This is a genomic window from Hufsiella arboris (genome assembly GCF_009834875.1).
Classification (GTDB): Bacteria; Bacteroidota; Bacteroidia; order Sphingobacteriales; family Sphingobacteriaceae; genus Hufsiella_A; species Hufsiella_A arboris.
Map to the genome: position 1 here is coordinate 572,376 of NZ_WVHT01000001.1, position 19,657 is coordinate 592,032.

The window sequence follows — 19,657 nt, forward strand, 5'->3', positions numbered from 1 at the left end:
AACCAATGGAACATATTAAAAAGCATTTTACAGAAGCCCATGACACGCTTGCAGCGTTTTTGGCAGACGACGGAAATTTCCGGACGATAGAACAAGCCGGTCAGTTGCTTGTCTCAGCGCTAAAGGATGGAAAGAAAATCATTTCGTGCGGGAACGGCGGCTCCATGTGTGACGCAATGCATTTCGCTGAAGAACTGTCTGGCCGTTACCGCAATGACAGGCCGGCGTTGGCGGCTATGTCCATCTCCGACCCATCGCATATTTCCTGCGTTGGAAATGATTATGGGTATGATTTTATCTTTTCCAGGATGGTAGAAGCTATTGGGCAACCTGGTGACGTCCTTTTTGGAATCAGCACGAGCGGAAATTCAGCTAACGTACTAAACGCGATCCAGGCTGCAAAAGCAAAAGGGATGAAAGTTATTGGGCTTACCGGCAAAGATGGCGGTAAAATGGCCGGCTTGTGCGACGTAGAAGTTCGCGCGCCCAAATCAAATTATGCCGACCGGGCGCAGGAGATCCACATTAAAGTAATTCATTCGCTTATTGATTACGTAGAGCGAAATATAGATTAAAGTAGCTTTTCAGCGACTTCTTTCCAGTTATTCACCCGTTCGTATTCTGTTATCAGCAGGTTGTGCGGCGACGAAAACAGCAGCTTACGGCCGTCAAAATCAACGAAGTTTCTAATGCGGTCGTCGATCAGAATGTCGACATTGACGATTTTATTGCCGCAGAAGATGATGTGTTTCCAATCGATAAACGGGAAGTGATCCCTCAGCCAATCGTATTTATCCTGTAATGAGTTTCTGAATTCCATTGCCGCGGATACAATGTAGAGGTCGTACTTTTCGTGAAGTTTTTTTACAACTTCGCGGCTGTCGGCAATTGGTTCAAGGTCCCGGAAAAAGCCTGGCTCGTTAATGTACTCATACCATTTCCGGTTAACATCCTCCGGGATCAGTTCAAACACTTCCTTTCCCGGGGTTTGCTCAATATCCAGGGCTGTTCCAAAATCGCGGTTATAAAGTTTCAAAAATTTGGGGATAACGTCGGCGATAACCTCGTCCATGTCGATGGCAAGGCGGAGTAGTTTTTCAGACATGCGATAAAAGTAAGGAATTGCGGGAAATGGCGAAGGGGGATTTTGGGAATAGACATAAAAAAGCAGTCAAAGATTTGGATTTAAACCAAAGAAAGAGGAAACAAGCTAACAAGCCAGATTTTTGAGAATGTGCCGGGTTGATTTATTTGAAAATGAACGTACAGTGCTGCTATCGGTAAATAGCCCGGCTATTCACTCATACGCCTGCAGGCATTTCGCTCAGGCCGGTATCCGTTTTTATCCGGTTTAAAATGAATGGGCTGTACACTAGCCGCCGAAAGCTAAGTACGGCGATTGTCGTGTAGCGATGAAAAACTGCCCTGAGTACTATAAACCCGGGCGGCGCGGATACCGGCCTTGTGGCTAATGCCCGTGCAGTATGAGCAAAGCACGGGATCTACATCTGCCAAGAAAGATTTCCGTTCGTTTTCAAATCTATTGAATATTATAAGTCAAATCAGCTTAAAAATAAATCCTAACTCAGAGAGCCCCTTCAGTTATACCGCAGCGTTATAATCAACACCAAACTTTTCTTTTTCAGGCATTTGATACTTAAACAAATTCATCCTATCTTTGCAGCCCCGCAGCAGGAGACTCCGGGAACTATGTTGAATACATAAATTAAAAACAAAAGAATGGCAACTAAAATCAGATTGCAAAGATTCGGTAAAAAAGGCAAGCCTTTTTTCCACATCGTGGTGGCGGATTCACGTGCTCCAAGAGATGGACGTTTTATTGAGCGTATTGGCTCATACAATCCTAACACCAACCCGGCAACTATCGAAATCAACTTCGATAAAACTTTAGACTGGGTTAATAAAGGTGCACAACCAACCGATACTTGCCGCGCTATCCTTTCTTACAAAGGTGTTTTATACAAAAAACATTTAGAAGGTGGTGTTAAAAAAGGCGCTTTAACTGCTGAACAAGCTGAAACTAAATTTGCTGAGTGGTTACAAGGCAAAGAAGGCAAAGTAAGCGGCAAAAAAGAAGGATTAGTAAAAACTAAAGAAGAGGCTAGAAAAGCCGCTTTGGAAGCAGAAGCTAAAAAGAAAGAAGAAAGAGCAGCCGCTATCGCAGCTAAAAACACTCCTCCGGTAGAGGAAGTGGAAGAAGCTCCGGTTGCAGAAGTTGAGGCTGAAAACGAAACTGAAGCTCCGGCAACAGAAGAAGGATCAGCAGAAGAAACCGCTGCAGAGTAATTCAATACAACATTACAGAAAGCGAAGGTTCTCTCAGAGGCTTTCGCTTTCGTTGTTTATAGCGATTTATGAAAATAGATGATTGTTTCTACCTTGGCTACATTACTAAAACCAAGGGATTAAAAGGCGAACTGCAATTGTTTTTCGAATTTGGCGAGTATGATGAAATTGAGTTCGATTCGGTATTCGTCGAGCTGAACGGAAAACTTGTTCCGTATTTCGTAAACACTTATAAACTCCAGAACAATCAAACCGGCTATTTCTTTTTCGACGATGTTGATACTATTGAAAAAGCGGCAGCATTGGTAAAGAAGAAAGTTTACCTGCCAAACTCGAAAAAGCCGGAACGCCATGATGACGAATTTCTTATCACCGACCTGAAAGGCTTCATTGCACACGATGTAACACATGGCGAGTTGGGTGAAATCATCGAAATTCACGAATACCCGCAGCAATATGTTGCCGTTGTTCCCTATAAATTCAGAGAAGTAATGTTTCCTTTGAACGATGACTTTATCGTGGAAATTGATGAAGAGGAAGGAACGGTGAAACTGGATTTGCCCGAAGGCTTATTGGATGTATATCTTAACGAATAGGAACAATGCGCTTTGATATCATAACAGTTTTACCCGGATTGCTGGAAAGCCCTTTTGCTCATTCTATTTTACAACGGGCGCAGAAAAAAGGAATTGCCGAAATACATGTTCACAACTTGCGCGATTATGCCAACAATAAGCATAAAAGTGTCGACGATTATCCTTATGGCGGCGGAAGCGGTATGGTGATGAGCGTAGAGCCATTTGCAGCATGCATTACAACTTTAAAGGGCCAGAATGAATATGATGAGATCATTTTCATGACGCCTGACGGCGAAACTTTAAACCAGGGCATCGCCAATGAGCTTTCGCTGAAAAATAATGTGATTATTCTATGCGGCCATTATAAAGGGATTGATCAGCGTATCCGGGATCTTTTTGTAACCCGCGAAATTTCTATTGGCGACTACGTGCTTTCAGGCGGAGAATTACCGGCAGCTGTTTTGGTTGACACAGTTGTTCGGCTGATTCCGGGAGTTCTTTCCGATGAAACCTCCGCCCTCTCCGATTCATTCCAGGGGGAATTACTTGATGCGCCGGTTTATACGCGTCCTGCGGACTGGAACGGCCAAAAAGTTCCTGATGTATTGCTGAGCGGAAATCAATCACTTATCGACAACTGGCGTTATGAACAAGCTTTGGAAAGGACAAAAAAGCGCCGGCCCGATCTTTTGAAATAAGCCGAAATGTGGATTAATATAAAAATGTTGAAAAATTTAAAAACAACTTTTAATTCCCAAAAATAATTGCTAATATTGCAATCCGATTTTTACGGGTTAAAAATCAGTTTAATTACTTAAAATCATGGATTTAGTAAAATTTGTAGAAGAGCAGGCGATAGAGAAGAAGGAAATTCCTGCGTTTAAAGCTGGCGATACTATCAGTGTTCACTATAAAATTCGCGAAGGAAATAAAGAACGTGTGCAGATTTATCAGGGCGTTGTTATCCAGCGTAATGGTGTAGGCGCAACTGAGACTTTCACAGTACGTAAAGTTTCTAACGGTATTGGTGTAGAGCGTATTTTTCCTGTTAACTCACCAAATATTGAGAAAATCCAGGTGAACAGCTACGGTAAAGTTCGTCGCGCTAAATTGTTTTACCTGCGTGAACTTACTGGTAAAGCAGCCCGTATCAAATCTAAAAGAGTTTAATATTTTTCATAATATTACGGCCTCCCCGGTTATCCGAGGGAGGTTTTTTTGTTTATGGACTACTCAGCATACTTGAATACAACTTTCCTCGGAAACGAGATAAAGAACTATGTTTTATTTGCCCTGATCATAATCGCCGGTTTAACATTTAAACGGTTGGTTTCGCGATTGCTGAGCAAATTACTGCTTAAGCTTTTCGGCAAGTTCGGTTCGTCGGTAAATGCCGAAGTGTTTATTAACCTTCTTATTAAACCGCTGGAGATTTTAATTCTGCTTACGGCGCTTTATTTGTCGATTAACCAGCTCGACTACCCTCTTGATGAAGTTATTTTCAGTCGCCGGGACACTCATATAAAACTAATTGATGTAGTTGATAAGGTGTTTCTCTTCTTTATCATCATCACCTTATTCTGGGTTTTGCTTCGCATCATTGACTTTATTTCACACGTTTTTGCATACAAGGCGAGTCTTACCGAATCAAAGGCCGACGACCAGGTTGTTTCCTTTTTGAAAGAACTTAGTAAAATAATTACCGGCATCATCGGTGTGTTTGTAATAATGGGCTCGGTTTTCGACTTGAATGTGGCAACAATAATTGCCGGGCTCGGAATTGGTGGTATCGCCATCGCCCTTGCAGCAAAAGAAAGTCTTGAGAATTTACTGGGCTCTTTTACGATTTTTATGGACAGGCCCTTCGTAGTAGGCGATTTAATTCGGGTTGATTCCATTGAGGGAACCGTTGAAAAAGTTGGTTTCAGAAGTACCAAGCTTCGCACAACAGATAAAACGATCGTTACCCTGCCTAACAAGAAAATGATCGACGGTGCGCTTGAAAACATGACGTTACGGAATTACCGTCGTGTTAAATTTAATATCGGTCTTACTTATGATACGAAGCCCGAGACCTTGCGTAAAATAAATAATGAAATATCGGATTATATTAACCAGCGTGAGCTGACCAATAACGATGTAACAGTAATTTTTGAAAGCTTCGGAGACTGGTCACTGAACCTGCAGGTGCTCTACCTGGTAGAAATGATGGATTTTAATGAATATCTGAAAATCCGGGAAGAGATCAATTATAAGATTATGGAAATTGTGCAGGCCAATGGAGCTGACTTTGCTTATCCAACGAGTAAGGTAATTCACCATCAAACGCAGGACACTGAAGGCGACCAGGGCTTTACCGATTAAAACCTTGTAAAATAACAATGTCACCCAAAGCGGAGTCGATGAATAATTTCGACTCCGTTCAGGGTGACAAAATGCCGATAACCTGGACTTACCCTTTTTTCTCGGCGGTTTTTTTAGGAGCTACCGAAGCTTCCTTCTTTTCTTTGCTGCAGCATTTTCCACCTTTTTTGCAGCATTCTTTTTTGGTTTCTTTAGCTTTCGCCGTTGGCTGCGATGTTTGAGCTGAAGCAGCGCTTACAAAAGCTGCAAGCGCCAGCATGGCAAATAATTTTTTCATTTGTTTAACTTATATTTTTTGATTGATTAAATTCAGCAAGAACGGTTACGCCCCCTTTTACAACATCGCCTATATTGACATTGACTTTAGTTCCAAGAGGTAAAAACACGTCAACCCTGGAACCAAATTTAATAAAACCAAATTGATTTCCCTGCTCAACTTTATCACCTTCTTTTACATACCATACAATCCGGCGGGCGAGCGCTCCGGCAATTTGTCTGAACAGCACTGGAGTTCCGGCTGCAGTTTCAGTAACGACGGTTGTGCGTTCGTTTTCTGTAGATGATTTAGGATGCCAGGCAACCAAATATTTTCCGGGATGGTATTTGAAATATTTAACAATTCCTGAAACCGGGTTGCGGTTAACGTGAACATTTACCGGAGACATAAAAATCGAGATTTGAATACGTTTGTCTTTCAAATACTCGGTTTCTTCGGTTTCTTCTATTACCACAACTTTCCCGTCGGCAGGGCAAATTACATGATCATCATGCAGCGCAACAGCCCTGTTTGGGCTTCTGAAAAACTGAACGATTGTAACGAATAGGAGGAATGATACAATGTAGATGAGCCATTTTAGCCAGGTTATCTCCGACCAGTAATAATGCACGAATGCGTTAAGTACAAAAATAAAAAGAATGCAAAGTGCCAGTGAAGTATAACCTTCTTTGTGAAATTTCATATTAATACATGGCTGCCAAAGTGTGGTTGCCGTCGCAAAATTACTAATTTAAGCCGGATTTTATGTTTCGGTAGGCGCCTTTATAGCTCTGTATATATCCCGCAAATTTCTGCCGAGTTCATCATAATCAAGTCCGTAGCCTACAACGAAGTCATTTGGTATTTCAAAAGCAATGTAGGTAAGTTCGTCGAACTGCTTCTGTAAAGCATCGGGTTTTAAAAGAAGTGTGCAAATTTTTACGGAGGCGGGCTCGTGTTTATAAACTTCTTTAAGTAAATGCTCCATGGTAATGCCTGTATCGACAATATCTTCTACCAATACAACATCTCTGTTTTTTAAAGATTTTTGCAAACCAATAACCTCCTTTACTACGCCGGTTGTTGAATCGCCGGCGTAAGACGACACACGAATAAAATTCACTTCAGATGATACCGTAATTTCCTTCATTAGGTCGGCCATAAAGATGAAGCATCCATTTAAAACACCAATAAATACCGGAACTTTATTTTCATAATCCACGTTCATCTGGATGCCAATCAGCCTTATCCGTTTTTGAATCTGGTCATGAGATATCATTTCCTCAAATTCCTTATCGTTGATCTGAATTTTCATTAGCCGTTAATTATAATCGTGTAACTGCGGCGGTAAAAATAGAATAACTGCTTAAGAAATAGAAAAGATTGTTTTCGTAATATTGATACGATTCCCTATACGCAAACTAAGAAAGAACAATGAGTGAGCCTATAATCTCAATTAAGAATCTTCGAAAGAATTACGGTGAAAAACAAGTATTAAAAGGCATTGATCTCCAGATTAATGCCGGCCAGGTTATAGGTTATATCGGCCCTAATGGTGCCGGAAAATCAACCACGGTTAAAATTTTAATTGGCCTGATCCCGGATTTTGAAGGTGAAATAATAATAGGCGGACAGCGCCTTCATGACAATTTACTGGACATTAAGCGAGTGATCGGCTATGTTCCTGAGAATGCCGAGCTGTATGAGGTGTTGACGCCGATGGAATATCTGGAGTTCGTAGGTAAACTACAGGGAATGGAACAGGAGCAAATCAATCACCGTTCTCAAGCTATGCTTTCGCAGTTTGGCCTTAAAGATGTGATGAACCAACGCATGGACACCTTCTCCAAAGGTATGCGCCAGAAAGTGTTGCTTATTTCCGGTATGATCCATAATCCGCAGATTATCATACTCGACGAACCTCTTTCCGGGCTTGACGCTAATGCAGTTATCCTTGTTAAGGAGATCATTTCCAGGTTGGCGCAGGAAGGCAAAACGATTTTTTACTGTTCGCATATGATGGATGTGGTTGAAAAAGTTTCGGATCGCATTATTCTGATAAATGACGGCGAAATCGTTGCCGACGGTTCATTTACTGAGCTTCAAAATAATTCGGGCGGAACGCTGGAGCAAATTTTTGCCAAACTGACAGGAAAAGGAAATATTGGCGATGCGGCGGGGGCTTTTATAAACGCATTTGATTAACTATGAACAAGCTTATACTGCGTTTCGTATTTCTTTTCCGGCCCGTTTTTGAGCGCTTCGGCGCTGATGCCGACCAGCTTTATACTATTCTGGAAGTTAAATTAAAAATGGACGACCGTCGGCCGAATATGTATATGGGCAATAGGCAGCGTCAAAAGAAAGAGCCTAAGAACAGCAGTTTCATGGCTATGCTCATGCTTTTACTTTTGGGGCTTTTCATGACCATTATCCTTGCAACATTACAAGGTGCGCTTATCGGCCAGGCATTTTACTTCGCGATGTTCATGGCAATTATCAGCCTGACGCTGATCGCTGATTTTACCAGTGTGTTAATCGATGTCCGGGATAATTATATACTTCTGCCGCGGCCCATAAACGATGTTACCATTACGCTTTCCCGGATACTGCATATCGGCATCCATATAGCGAAACTTGTGATAAGCCTTACTCTGCCAGCGCTTCTTTATGTCGTCTTCACAAAAGGATTTATCGCACTGTTGGCGTTTCTAATAGAAATTTTTTCCGCGTCCTCTATAACCATCTTACTTGTTAATATGGTTTACCTGCTTGTGTTAAAGGTTACAAGCCCTAACCGGTTTAAAGACTTTATCTCCTACTTTCAGATAATTTTCGCAATTGTAGTGTTTGCTGCATACCAACTCCTGCCACGCATGATGAACCAGTTTCGGCTGGTACATATCGATGTTTTGAGTTATAAATGGACGTGTTTTCTTCCGCCGGTTTGGTTTGCTTCTTTTTACGATATACTCATTTATCCCCAAACTTTCAGTTACCTGAAACTTGGTTTATCAATTATTGGATTGATATCGCCGTTTATCGGGTTGTTTCTTGTCGTGAAAGTATTTGCTCCTGGGTTTAACAAAAAGCTCAGCGAAATATCCGGCAGTACAGACGAAAAGCTGCTAAAGAAAGGTGGTTCTCAAAGCGGGAAATCCTGGATATCGGATCTTGCAAAAAAAGTAACCAATGACCCAGTGGAATACGCCGGTTTTAAACTTACCTGGTGGCTAACGTCGCGCTATCGCGATTTTAAGGTGAAGGTTTATCCGGCCTTTGCTTATGTACCGGTTTATTTTGTTTATTTTTTCATATCACGCAAATCGTCGGGTTTTGACAACATGGTTCAAGGAAAAGCTTACCTATTTCTCGTCTATTTGTCGAGTTTTGTTTTGATGACTACACTAAACCAGGTTCCGATTTCTGAGCGTTACAAGGCGGCCTGGGTTATGTTTTCGACGCCACATAATAGCCCCGGTAAAATCATGGCCGGCATGTATAAGGCGCTGCTGATTAAGTACCTTCTGCCGTTTTTCCTTGTGATCAGTGCATTTTGCATTTACACCTGGGGTAGCGAAGTAATCAATGATTTAGTACTTGCGTTTTTCAATATCAGCGGCTATGGTATTATAATGGCTTTGTTTACCATTAAATATCTGCCTTTCTCGCAGCCGGTCAATGTACAGGCGCAGGGTGGAAAATTCATGGCGAATTTCCTTGTAATGATTCTGATCGCCATTATTGGCTTTGTTCATTACGGCTTAAGCCGCTGGGAATGGGCGATAAACATTATGACCCTGTTGTCAGCAGGAACTTGCTGGGCTCTGTTTCACTATTACAGGAATCGCAACTGGCAGGCTTTGGAAGCCGACTACAGCTAATCGAGCCGGGACTAAAAGTGTCCTTGCTCCTGTGCCTTTTTGCGTTCTTCCTTTTCAAGTTTGCGCCGTTCACGTCGTTGCTGGCGGGTCTCTTCAACCTTGGTTTGCGAGGTATCGGGCTGGGACTTTGTTTTTTCGTTCGAAAGGCTGTCAGCCTTGTGTTCCTTTTTACCTGTAAATATTCGCTCTAAAAATGATTGTGAATCTTCGTCGTCAAGCATTAACGTCGAGTCAGATACTGCCGTATCGGCCGGCGCAATTTGCTGCCTCAGGCTTTCTTTTAAGCGGACCGAATAAAATCCATATGCGTTGGTGTCGCGCTCGGTGAGGCCCTTTTTCGCCATGAGATTACCAATGAGCTTGAAGTAACCACGTAGACCAGTTCTAAGGCTGCCGTCGGGCTCAAAAAAATACAAGCCTTTTTTCGGGCGGGGAACAATGCTTGCCAAAAATATACCTTCGCCCTGGGTTAATTCTGATGGTGATTTCCCAAAATAATATCTCGAGGCCTCACCAATGCCGTAAACGTTCCTTCCCCATTCAATCAAATTTAGGTACACCTCAAACATGCGCTGCTTGTTTGATAAACGGCCGTTTTCTATCATCCAGGTAATTAATATCTCCTCGATTTTACGCGCCATGGTTTTTTGCCTGTTGAGGTACACATTCTTTACCAACTGCATGGAAATAGTACTCGCTCCGCGCTTAAAAGATTTCTCTTTAAAGTCGGTAGCGATTGATTTCCGGATTGATTCCTCTACGAAACCGTGATGCGAAAAGAACGACGGGTCTTCAGCAGTTAGAAGTGCATTTTTCAGGTTTGACGAAATATTCCCGATTGGTGTAAAGTCGCGATTTGACGGCCCGATCGTAATATCGCGCATCGGTTTGCCATATTCATAAGGCGTGTAAACAAATGTGCCGTTAATTTTTGATAGATCGGTTTTGCCATAGCTTACCACTCTGAAGCCTTTTTGATTCATTCGTGAATCGAACTGAACATTGTCCGGATCGGTGGTATCGAGGTAAAAATTCAGATCATATTGGAGCTTTCCCGCTACTTTTACGCCTTCCAGGCTTTCAAACATTCCCTGTGGAAAGGAATCGAACAATTGCTGGGCATCCATTTCATCGGTATGCAGTTTAACTTCGTATACTTTTTTTGGAAACAACGTATATCGCATGAAGGGATTCGCCGTAATCTTTTTGAGATGTATCACCGACGACTTTTCAATGGACACAAAATTCTCACCGATCAACAAATCTGCATCAATGGATCCATCGGGAACAACGACATCATTAGCGGCAATTTTCGGATGATTGATCAACAGATTTTTAATCGCACACGATCCGGTTATCACCAGTCCGTCGCCACTGTGCGTGATTTTTTTTAATTCGGCATGTGCGGTGTCGAAATTCAGTTTCAGATTGTACTTTTTTTCGATAAAAGGTAGTTCAATTTTTTTGCCTTCAGCATAGAGTTTTACATCGAACTGCTTGTCACCTGGATCAACGCTGCCGTCAATATGCCAGACAGATTCCTTGTCATTGATGTCAATCGTCGACTTTAATTCTCCGCCATCTATTGTAGCTGTTGGTGTAAAAAATCTTATGCCACCCTTATTTCCCCGGTAACTAATCTCGAAATTTTTAACATCCATGTTGTCGGGCACTTTGTTAAGCATCCGGTTCAACAGGTTGTCGGCTAATTCGGATAGGTCGGTTTTGGGTTTTTGAGCAGTTGTATCTTTCTTGTTCCGGAATAAGAAATCATAATTCCGAATGCTGTCTTTTTTTATAAGTGTGATTTTTCCATTGTATAGCTTTACCTCAGAGAGCGAAACGTTGCCAAATAACAAAGGAAAAAATTTAACGCCAACATGAAGTGTTTGAATGCTGGCCAGGCTGTCGCGGTTTTCCGGTACAATAGAAATGTCTTTAAAAAGAACAGATTTTAACCCATCGAAATGTGCGGATTGTATTTTAACGTCAAGATGATAATCTCGTTTTGCTTTTGCGATTGCCTTTGTTATTTCAACCTGTAAAATCGCCTCACGTTTTTTATATGCGATAACTCCACCAATAACCATTAACAGGATGATTCCCGCAACGATAACTCCGGCTATTTTCAAATGCTTTTTCGAAATGTTTATTCGCAGGTTTTTGATGTTCATTGATTACAGGTTACGGCACAAAAACGGTTAAATCGTCTATTTATTTCCAGAGTGTAAATATCTGTAAAAACCAATATCAAACAAGTGTTTAACGCAGGTGGTTTCGTAAATTTGCAACAATTAGAAAGCCGATGATTACACGTGAGCAAATATTAGATGCGCTGAGACATGTTGAAGAGCCTGATCTTAAAAAAGATCTTGTTACGTTAAACATGATAGAAGATATTAAGGTTGATGAAAACAAGGTAAGCTTTTCAGTTATATTAACAACTCCTGCATGCCCGCTGAAGAACTTAATTGAAAATGCCTGCCGCAACGCTATACTCCATTTTGTTAGTAAGGATGCGGAGATTTCGATTAACATGACATCGCGTGTAACCACTCAAAAGAACCAGACGATGCACAATATTAAAAATATTATTGCTGTGGCATCTGGTAAAGGCGGCGTTGGAAAATCAACCGTATCAGCCAATCTGGCGCTCGGGCTCGCAAAAAATGGAGCTAAGGTAGGATTGATAGACGCGGATATTTATGGCCCGTCAATTCCTATGATGTTTGGATTAGAAGGTGCCAGACCGATGGCTACACAAACGCCGGACGGGAAAACGAGAATCGAACCCATCGAAAAATATGGAATTAAAATTCTTTCCATAGGATTTTTCACTGATCCCGGCCAACCAGTTCCATGGCGCGGGCCAATGGTTTCAACCGCCGTAAAGCAGTTATTTAATGATGCCGATTGGGGTGAATTGGATTATCTGGTAGTTGATCTTCCGCCGGGAACCGGCGACATCCACATAACCCTTGTACAGAATTTTCCAGTTGCCGGAGCTGTAATCGTAACAACGCCACAGCAGGTTGCGCTAGCTGATGCTAAAAAGGGAATCGGAATGTTTATGATGAACACGATCAATGTTCCCCTGCTCGGCGTTATTGAAAACATGTCGTACTTTACACCAGCCGAGCTGCCCGAAAATAAATATTATATTTTCGGAAAAGACGGAGGCAAACACCTGGCAGAACAATACGATGCTCCCTTTTTAGGTGAGATACCACTGGTTAAAGGAATAAGTGATGCCGGCGATAGCGGGTTGCCGGTTATTTTAGAAGAAGGAAATGCTGCCGGCAAAACCTTTTTCGAGATAGCGCAGAAGGTAGCTCAACAGGTTTCCATTGTGAACCTGCAGCGCGAGCCGGTTTATAGCAAATGATATTTTTTGTATCTTTATCAAAATTGTAATTATGGATTTGTTGCAAAAAGTTGAAGAAGCATTGGATACGATCAGGCCCTATTTGGAGGCTGATGGAGGCAATGTTTCTGTTGAGGAAATTACAGCTGAAAATTTTGTGAGATTGCGCTTACTCGGTGCCTGCGGATCTTGCCCGATGAGTATTATGACGTTGAAAGCGGGTATTGAAGAAGCTATTAAAAAAGCGGTTCCTGAAGTTTCAGGAGTGGAGGCAATTAATCTAACCGACATTAATGATCCTAACGCAGTGATGCCGCAGCAGGCGGGTTAACATATTTTAACAGAAAACATTCCCTGATTTTTGTACGTTTATAAACATGATGAAATCCTTATTTACTGCACTTTTTTTATTGGCTTGCTTATCTGCATTTACGCAGAATAAACAACCGGATAACCTGGTGCAGTTCTCTGGAGTTGTGTATAACCTTGACAGTAACTCAGTTGTTCCATATGTTACCATCATTAATAAAACGCAGCGAAACGACGTTAAGGCTTCAAATTACCAGGGATATTTTTCATTCGTCGCCCATCAGGGAGACACCATCATCTTTAGTTCAGTAGGCTATAGCAAGGAGGCCCTGGTTATTCCTTCAAATATTAAGGATCATAGTTATACAGTTATGGTGAGACTAAAGCCGGAAGTAGTAAATCTGCCGGTGGTAAGAGTGTATCCCTGGGCAAGTCTGGATCAGTTCAATCGCGAATTTATGACTATGAAAATCGCGGATGACGATTTAGAGATTGCGAAAAAGAACACATCCAAAGCGTCACTGTTAGCCGTTTCGAAAACTCTTCCGATGGATGCTACGGAGATGAACAACATCAATTTCCAAAACAATCACGTTGCTTTAACGAACAAGAACATAAATCAGCGCGGAGCTAACCCGTTATTCAATCCGTTTGCCTGGGGTGCGTTGATTCAGCAGATTACACAGGGTGATAAAAGCCGTAACGGCGATCAGTAATCCTCTTATTTCCCTTTTTTGTTAGGAAACTTCATCCTGTATTCCACTTTTATCTGGCCTTTGGAAATGGCGTCAAGCCGGCTTTTTAACATCGTTTTACGGAGCGGACTTAATTTGTCAGTAAATAAAATTCCTTCGATATGATCATATTCATGTTGAATGACCCTGGCTGCAAGGCCCGAATAAGTTTCTTCGTGCTTTTGCCAGTTTTCATCAAAATAGGTTATCGTCAACGTTTCGTTCCTGCTAATATCTTCCCTGATTTCCGGAATGCTTAAACAGCCTTCATTGAATGGCCATTTTTCACCGCTTTCAGATGTGATTTGTGGATTTATAAACACCTTTTTGAATCCTTTTAGTTTTGCGTCGTCTTCGGCAAACGGATTAGCGTCTATTACGAACAAACGAATTGAGAGTCCGATTTGTGGCGCAGCTAATCCGACTCCATGTGCATTATACATGGTTTCGAACATGTTTGCTAACAATTGCGACAATTCCGGATAATCCTGTGAAATGTCTGACGCTTTTTTTCTCAAAATTGGATCGCCGTATGCTATTATAGGGAGTTTCATAAAAAGTGCTAAGCTGCAAAAATACCGATTTCTTGTCAATTTTCAGGTTCGAACGTCAAAACAGACAACCTCATGGGATTAAAAATATCATTAGCGGCATCTCCTAGTTGATCTGTGGTCACACCGTTTATTTTTTGAAACACTTCTTCCAAAGTATCGACTTTGCCATAATCAAATAAGCTTTTTGCCATCGACATAATCAAACCCATTCTGTTTTCTTCAGCTAAAGCAATCTGCCCCATAAAGCGTTGTTTTGCCTGGTGAAGTTGCAGGCTTCCCAGTTTGTTTTCACGCAATTTGCGAAGCTCCCTGTGAATAAGTTTAAGCGCTTTTGCTGTTTTTTCCTGGTCTGTACCGAAGTAGATTGAAAAAATCCCGGTATCGCTTAAGGGAATATAGTTAGAGTCGATAGTATAAGCGATTCCGTGTTTCTCACGGATTTCCAAATTTAACCTGGAGCTCATTCCCGGTCCGCCTAACAAGTTATTTAACAGCAAAAGGGCGACACGGTTCGGATCGTATAAACTGTAGGCTTGTGTTCCAATTACACAATGCGTCTGGGAGATTGGCTTTGCCAACGTTGTTTCTGCCGGTATAAATGAGGTTAACTTTTCACGATCTTTGACAGAATTGTTTTCTGCAAGCTTTCCGAAAAATTTCTCCGAAACAGTCTTTATTTTTTTGACTGGGTAATTTCCCGAGATAGCGATAATGATCTCGTGTGTGTTATAATTGTTTTTTAAAAACTCAAAGATATTTGACTGATTCAGCGATTGCACACTTTCCGGTGTTCCTAAAATGTTTTTTCCCAAAGGGTGATCTTTGAAAATCAGCTCTTCAAAATCATCATTGATAGCATCTTCGGGTTGATCCTGATAAGAAGCTATCTCATCCAGAATGACACTCTTTTCTTTTTCCATCTCTTCTTCCGGAAAAGTAGAATGGAACAGGATGTCTTCAAACAAATCCAGCGTTCTGTCAAGAAAAGGATTCAAAAAGGACGCGTGTATACAGGTGTATTCCTTGGTAGTATACGCGTTAAGATCCGCCCCAACCAGTTCGAGCCTGTTTAAAATTTGATTGGTGTTCCGTTTTTCGGTGCGTTTAAATAAAAGATGTTCAATAAAATGTGCAAGCCCCGTTTCGGTGTTTTTCTCGTCTCTGGAACCGGCGTTTATTACGACGCAGGCATGTGATATATTTGATGGAAAAGGATTAAAAAGTATTCTGATGCCATTTCCCAGCGTAAAAATCTGGTGATCCATAAGGGGCAAAGATACGATTAATGAGTCAGTTAAGCCCCTGGAAGTCTACTCATTGTCCTTAATCTTCCCTTTATAATTTTTCTTGAATTGTTCATACCTGGATTTTGACACTGATTGAATGTAGGGATTATTGGGATTGTTTTTTTCATAATCCTGATGATAGTCTTCGGCTCTCCAAAATTTCTTAAGCGGCAAAATTTCTGTCACGATGGGTTTGCTGAATCTCCCGGACAATGTTATATCTCGTACAGCTTGCTCTGCATCAAGTTTCTCTTGGGGGCTGCTATAAAAAATTACCGATCGGTAAGAAGTGCCTTCATCCGGGCCTTGCCGATTTAAGGTTGTGGGATCGTGCGAAGCAAAGAAAGCCTTAAGCAACTGTGAATAGGATACCTTTGCCGGATCGTAATAAACTAAAATGGTTTCTGCATGCCCGGTCGTTTCGCTGCTCACCTGCTCGTAGCTTGGATGTTCTACATCGCCGCCTGCATAGCCCGAAACTACCGAATCAACCCCCGGAATGCTTTCATATATATGCTCAGAGCACCAGAAACAACCTTCGGCAAAAGCTGCCATTGCTTTCTTTGCAGGAGCTTTTAGTTTAACGCTTTCAGTTTTCGACTGCCCGTTGCACGAGGAAACGGATATCATTAAAATCAGGGCGGAAGCCCACTGAATCATTGTTTTCATGCTTTAGATACGTTTACGATGTACGGATAGTTTGCCTCTCTTGTAATCTGATTGTAAATAACTAACCAGCCCAGTTTTCACGGTCGAGGCTGCGGTAATGGATTGCTTCGGCAAGATGTTCGATAGCGATATCCTCGCTTCCGGCGAGATCTGCAATTGTGCGGGCAACTTTCAGAATCCGGTCATAGGCTCGGGCAGATAGCCCTAACTTTTCCATAGCTTTCTTTAAAAGTATGTGTCCGGAATCGTCAATCCTACAAATATCACGAACCGCCTTTGGACTCATCATGGCATTGCTGTGCAATCCCGGTGTTTTCTCAAAACGAGTGTTTTGAATTTCACGCGCCTGGATCACCCGGTCACGTATCGCCTCACTTTTTTCCGATAATCGTTCTGATGAAAGTTCAGTAAAATTAACCGGCGTTACTTCTACATGTAAGTCTATCCTGTCAAGCAGTGGTCCCGAGATTTTATTTAAATATTTTTGAACCACGCCGGGCGGACAGGCGCATTCACGTTCGGGATGATTGTAGTAGCCGCATGGACAAGGGTTCATCGACGCAATAAGCATAAAGCTCGCCGGATAATCGACAGTAAACCGCGCCCTGGAAATGGTAATACGACGCTCCTCCAGGGGCTGGCGCATAACTTCCAAAACCGTTCGTTTAAATTCAGGCAGTTCATCTAAAAATAGCACTCCGTTGTGAGATAGTGATATCTCTCCGGGTTGTGGGTTTGCACCTCCTCCAACCAGCGCTACATCGCTTACAGTGTGATGCGGCGAACGGAAAGGCCGAATCGTCATCAATGAATCACTGGCGGCAAGCTTTCCGGCGACCGAGTGGATTTTTGTCGTTTCAAGCGCTTCGTAAAGATTTAGCGGCGGCAGTATTGTTGGCAACCGCTTGGCAAGCATTGTTTTTCCTGCTCCCGGCGGGCCTATCAGGATAACGTTGTGTCCTCCAGCGGCGGCAATCTCTAACGCACGCTTTATGTTTTCCTGGCCTTTTACATCCGAAAAGTCGCTGTCGTATTTGTTGATATTTGTGAGGAATTCGTCGCGCGTGTTAATGGTGGTTCTTTCCGGAGCGGCGCTTCCGTTAAAAAAATCGATCACCTGACGAATGTTATCAATCCCGTAAACTTCAAAATCGCTGACAATGCCGGCTTCCCTGGCATTTTCCCGCGGAAGGAATATTCCTTTAAATCCTTCCTTTCTTGCCTGGATGGAAACGGGCAGAGCGCCTTTTATGGGCTGAAGGCCTCCGTCAAGCGACAGCTCGCCCATGATTATATATTCGTTAAGCTTTTCTGCTTCGATTTGTCCTGAGGCCGCCAATATACCTGCGGCAATTGCCAGGTCGAATGATGAACCTTCCTTTCTGATATCGGCCGGCGCCAGGTTAACAACAATCTTCTGTCGGGGCATACGGTAGCCTGCAGCATGAATAGCGCTTTCCACGCGTTGCAAGCTTTCTTTAACGGCATTGTCCGGTAAGCCGACGAGATAGTATTTAGTGCCTGCAGAAATATTGACTTCTACAGTAATAGTGGTCGCTTCGATGCCATAAACGGCACTTGCATAGGTTTTTATGAGCATAGTTTAGGTTGCTCAGTAAAGATAAAAGAATAAACGTAGTTGTATCTGTGCTTCAAAAATTTCTTTAAATGTGTTGAACGGATATGAAAAGCAGGTTTGATTCTCATTTAACGGGACGATGTAATTCCCAGAGTTTAGCTTATCCGGAGAGCTGCTAAGCAAAGGTACAGCCCCTGCATTTTAGCCCCGATAGTAGCGGTTACCCCACAACGAAGGGTTGAATTGTAGCGTTGGAGTGAGGAGTAAAAGCATATAGCGGGAACAAAGATTAATTATTGAACTGAGACATTGCGCTTCAAGAAAGAAAACCTGTGACACAAACGATGCGACGCAAAAAACATTATACGGCACAAAAAAACCCGCCGGTTATCTGGCGGGTTTCTTATATTCTACAATCTTCTACCTTTTTCCGAACGGCATTTTCGGCATTCCGCGCATCATTTTCGCGGCGGCTGCCGGATTTGAAAATTGTTTCATGACCTTACGCATATCTTCAAATTGCTTGATCAGTTTGTTCACTTCAGTGATATTGGTTCCCGAACCCTTAGCGATTCGCGCGCGGCGACTTTGATTAATTGAGTCCGGGTTCTCACGTTCGTAAGGCGTCATAGAACCGATTATCGCTTCAATCGGAGTAAAAGCATTATTGTCGATATCTACATCTTTGATCGCCTTTCCTACTCCTGGAATCATCCCCATCAGATCTTTCATATTACCCATTTTTTTGATCTGCTGGATTTGACTGACAAAGTCGTTAAAGTCGAACTTGTTTTTACGGATCTTCTTTTGAAGTTCCGCCGCTTCCTTTTCATCAAATTGCTGCTGTGCACGTTCTACCAGGGAAACCACGTCGCCCATACCGAGGATACGGGACGCCATGCGGTCGGGGTGGAAAACGTCCAGAGCTTCCATTTTTTCGCCGGTACCGATAAATTTGATTGGTTTATCAACAACCGATTTAATAGACAGGGCAGCTCCGCCGCGTGTATCGCCATCCAACTTGGTAAGTACCACGCCGGTAAAATCCAGGCGATCATTAAAAGCTTTGGCGGTATTTACCGCGTCCTGGCCGGTCATTGAGTCGACCACAAATAAAATTTCCTGAGGATTGGTACTCGCTTTAACAGCCGCAATCTCGTTCATCATTTCCTCGTCAATGGCTAAACGGCCGGCGGTATCGATGATGATAATATTGTTTCCGTTCTTTTTTCCTTCAGCAATACCTTCCTGTGCAATACCGATCGGATCCTTCGACTCGATATTGGCGTAAACCGGCACACCAATCTGCTGACCTAAAACCTGGAGTTGATCAATCGCCGCGGGACGGTAAACGTCGCCGGCAACCAGCAAAGGCTTTTTCCCTTTTTGTGTTTTAAGAAAGTTTGCGAGCTTTCCCGAAAAGGTTGTCTTACCAGCTCCGTTTAATCCTGCAATCAGAATAATGGTTGGGTTATCAGAAATATTAAGTTCTGCAGTTGTTCCACCCATGAGCTCGGCCAGCTCATCATTCATGATTTTTGTAAGAAGCTGACCTGGCGATATACTCGTCAGTACGTTTTGTCCAAGCGCTTTTTCTTTTACATCATCAGTAAAAGCTTTGGCCGTTTTATAGTTAACATCCGCATCCAAAAGAGCCTTGCGGATCTCCTTCATGGTTTCGGCAACGTTGATTTCTGTTATACTTCCCTGACCTTTAAGAACCTTGAAGGCACGGTCGAGCTTATCCTGTAAATTTTCAAACATCGTAATTTT

21 protein-coding genes are annotated in these 19,657 nt (G+C 42.5%); 11 read left to right on the forward strand and 10 right to left on the reverse strand.

Features of this window, described 5'->3' with window-relative positions; translation table 11 throughout:
• Nucleotides 1-5 precede the first annotated feature (5 nt).
• The gene (gene lpcA, locus GS399_RS02520; RefSeq protein ID WP_160842995.1) at nt 6-575 is read left to right on the forward strand and encodes a D-sedoheptulose 7-phosphate isomerase; all 570 of its coding nucleotides are present in this window, start codon (nt 6-8) and stop codon (nt 573-575) included.
• Here the strand turns inward: lpcA and GS399_RS02525 are convergent.
• Nucleotides 572-1,105 (reverse strand): 5' nucleotidase, NT5C type, encoded by a 534-nt coding sequence (locus GS399_RS02525; protein WP_237487842.1) that lies wholly within the window; start codon nt 1,103-1,105, stop codon nt 572-574. The genes lpcA and GS399_RS02525 overlap by 4 nt on opposite strands.
• 635 nt (nt 1,106-1,740) lie before the next feature.
• Here GS399_RS02525 and GS399_RS02530 point away from each other — a divergent pair.
• The 5 genes from GS399_RS02530 to GS399_RS02550 all read left to right on the forward strand — a co-directional run bounded on the left by GS399_RS02530 (nt 1,741) and on the right by GS399_RS02550 (nt 5,249).
• Entirely contained in the window at nt 1,741-2,307 is a 567-nt protein-coding gene (locus GS399_RS02530) for a 30S ribosomal protein S16 (RefSeq protein ID WP_160842996.1), read from the forward strand.
• A 68-nt stretch (nt 2,308-2,375) separates the two neighbouring features.
• Nucleotides 2,376-2,903, forward strand: a complete 528-nt coding sequence (gene rimM, locus GS399_RS02535; protein WP_160842997.1) for a ribosome maturation factor RimM — start codon at nt 2,376-2,378, stop codon at nt 2,901-2,903.
• A gap of 5 nt (nt 2,904-2,908) precedes the next feature.
• Entirely contained in the window at nt 2,909-3,583 is a 675-nt protein-coding gene (gene trmD / locus GS399_RS02540; protein WP_160842998.1) for a tRNA (guanosine(37)-N1)-methyltransferase TrmD, read from the forward strand.
• Between the two features lie 124 nt (nt 3,584-3,707).
• On the forward strand, nt 3,708-4,055 hold the full coding sequence (rplS, locus tag GS399_RS02545) for a 50S ribosomal protein L19 (protein WP_160842999.1): 348 nt from the start codon (nt 3,708-3,710) through the stop codon (nt 4,053-4,055).
• A 54-nt stretch (nt 4,056-4,109) separates the two neighbouring features.
• Nucleotides 4,110-5,249, forward strand: a complete 1,140-nt coding sequence (locus tag GS399_RS02550; RefSeq protein WP_160843000.1) for a mechanosensitive ion channel family protein — start codon at nt 4,110-4,112, stop codon at nt 5,247-5,249.
• Between the two features lie 88 nt (nt 5,250-5,337).
• Here the strand turns inward: GS399_RS02550 and GS399_RS02555 are convergent, their stop codons facing one another.
• From GS399_RS02555 to hpt, 3 genes are read right to left on the reverse strand one after another with little or no spacing between them, the layout of a single operon-like run.
• Entirely contained in the window at nt 5,338-5,526 is a 189-nt protein-coding gene (locus GS399_RS02555; protein ID WP_160843001.1) for a hypothetical protein, read from the reverse strand.
• A 4-nt stretch (nt 5,527-5,530) separates the two neighbouring features.
• The gene (locus GS399_RS02560) at nt 5,531-6,208 is read right to left on the reverse strand and encodes a phosphatidylserine decarboxylase family protein (protein ID WP_160843002.1); all 678 of its coding nucleotides are present in this window, start codon (nt 6,206-6,208) and stop codon (nt 5,531-5,533) included.
• A gap of 60 nt (nt 6,209-6,268) precedes the next feature.
• A complete protein-coding gene (gene hpt, locus GS399_RS02565) occupies nt 6,269-6,820 on the reverse strand; it encodes a hypoxanthine phosphoribosyltransferase (RefSeq protein WP_160843003.1) in 552 nt (183 codons plus the stop codon).
• 119 nt (nt 6,821-6,939) lie between these two features.
• On the opposite strand from hpt, the gene GS399_RS02570 reads away from it, so the two are divergent.
• On the forward strand, nt 6,940-7,710 hold the full coding sequence (locus GS399_RS02570) for an ABC transporter ATP-binding protein (protein WP_160843004.1): 771 nt from the start codon (nt 6,940-6,942) through the stop codon (nt 7,708-7,710).
• A gap of 2 nt (nt 7,711-7,712) precedes the next feature.
• Nucleotides 7,713-9,389, forward strand: coding sequence for a hypothetical protein (locus GS399_RS02575; protein WP_160843005.1), 1,677 nt, complete (start codon nt 7,713-7,715; stop codon nt 9,387-9,389).
• Between the two features lie 11 nt (nt 9,390-9,400).
• Here the strand turns inward: GS399_RS02575 and GS399_RS02580 are convergent, their stop codons facing one another.
• A complete protein-coding gene (locus GS399_RS02580; protein ID WP_160843006.1) occupies nt 9,401-11,563 on the reverse strand; it encodes a transglycosylase domain-containing protein in 2,163 nt (720 codons plus the stop codon).
• A 131-nt stretch (nt 11,564-11,694) separates the two neighbouring features.
• Between GS399_RS02580 and GS399_RS02585 the strand changes: the two genes are divergently transcribed.
• From GS399_RS02585 to GS399_RS02595, 3 genes are read left to right on the forward strand one after another with little or no spacing between them, the layout of a single operon-like run.
• Nucleotides 11,695-12,774 carry an Mrp/NBP35 family ATP-binding protein gene (locus tag GS399_RS02585; protein WP_160843007.1) on the forward strand — a complete coding sequence of 360 codons (1,080 nt, stop codon included), beginning with the start codon at nt 11,695-11,697 and terminating at the stop codon, nt 12,772-12,774.
• Nucleotides 12,775-12,805: 31 nt separating this feature from the next.
• Entirely contained in the window at nt 12,806-13,084 is a 279-nt protein-coding gene (locus GS399_RS02590) for a NifU family protein (protein ID WP_160843008.1), read from the forward strand.
• 46 nt (nt 13,085-13,130) lie between these two features.
• Complete coding sequence (locus GS399_RS02595) at nt 13,131-13,778, forward strand: carboxypeptidase-like regulatory domain-containing protein (RefSeq protein ID WP_237487843.1); 648 nt, start codon at nt 13,131-13,133, stop codon at nt 13,776-13,778.
• A gap of 5 nt (nt 13,779-13,783) precedes the next feature.
• On the opposite strand, the gene def is transcribed toward GS399_RS02595, so the two are convergent.
• The 5 genes from def to ffh all read right to left on the reverse strand — a co-directional run bounded on the left by def (nt 13,784) and on the right by ffh (nt 19,648).
• Entirely contained in the window at nt 13,784-14,350 is a 567-nt protein-coding gene (def, locus tag GS399_RS02600) for a peptide deformylase (protein ID WP_160843009.1), read from the reverse strand.
• Between the two features lie 35 nt (nt 14,351-14,385).
• Nucleotides 14,386-15,615: a M16 family metallopeptidase gene (locus GS399_RS02605; RefSeq protein ID WP_202409359.1), complete on the reverse strand. Its 1,230-nt coding sequence runs from the start codon at nt 15,613-15,615 to the stop codon at nt 14,386-14,388.
• 45 nt (nt 15,616-15,660) lie between these two features.
• Nucleotides 15,661-16,305, reverse strand: coding sequence for a peptide-methionine (S)-S-oxide reductase MsrA (msrA, locus tag GS399_RS02610; RefSeq protein ID WP_160843011.1), 645 nt, complete (start codon nt 16,303-16,305; stop codon nt 15,661-15,663).
• Nucleotides 16,306-16,366: 61 nt separating this feature from the next.
• A complete protein-coding gene (locus GS399_RS02615; RefSeq protein WP_160843012.1) occupies nt 16,367-17,905 on the reverse strand; it encodes a YifB family Mg chelatase-like AAA ATPase in 1,539 nt (512 codons plus the stop codon).
• 399 nt (nt 17,906-18,304) lie between these two features.
• On the reverse strand, nt 18,305-19,648 hold the full coding sequence (gene ffh, locus GS399_RS02620; protein ID WP_160843013.1) for a signal recognition particle protein: 1,344 nt from the start codon (nt 19,646-19,648) through the stop codon (nt 18,305-18,307).
• Nucleotides 19,649-19,657: the final 9 nt, after the last annotated feature.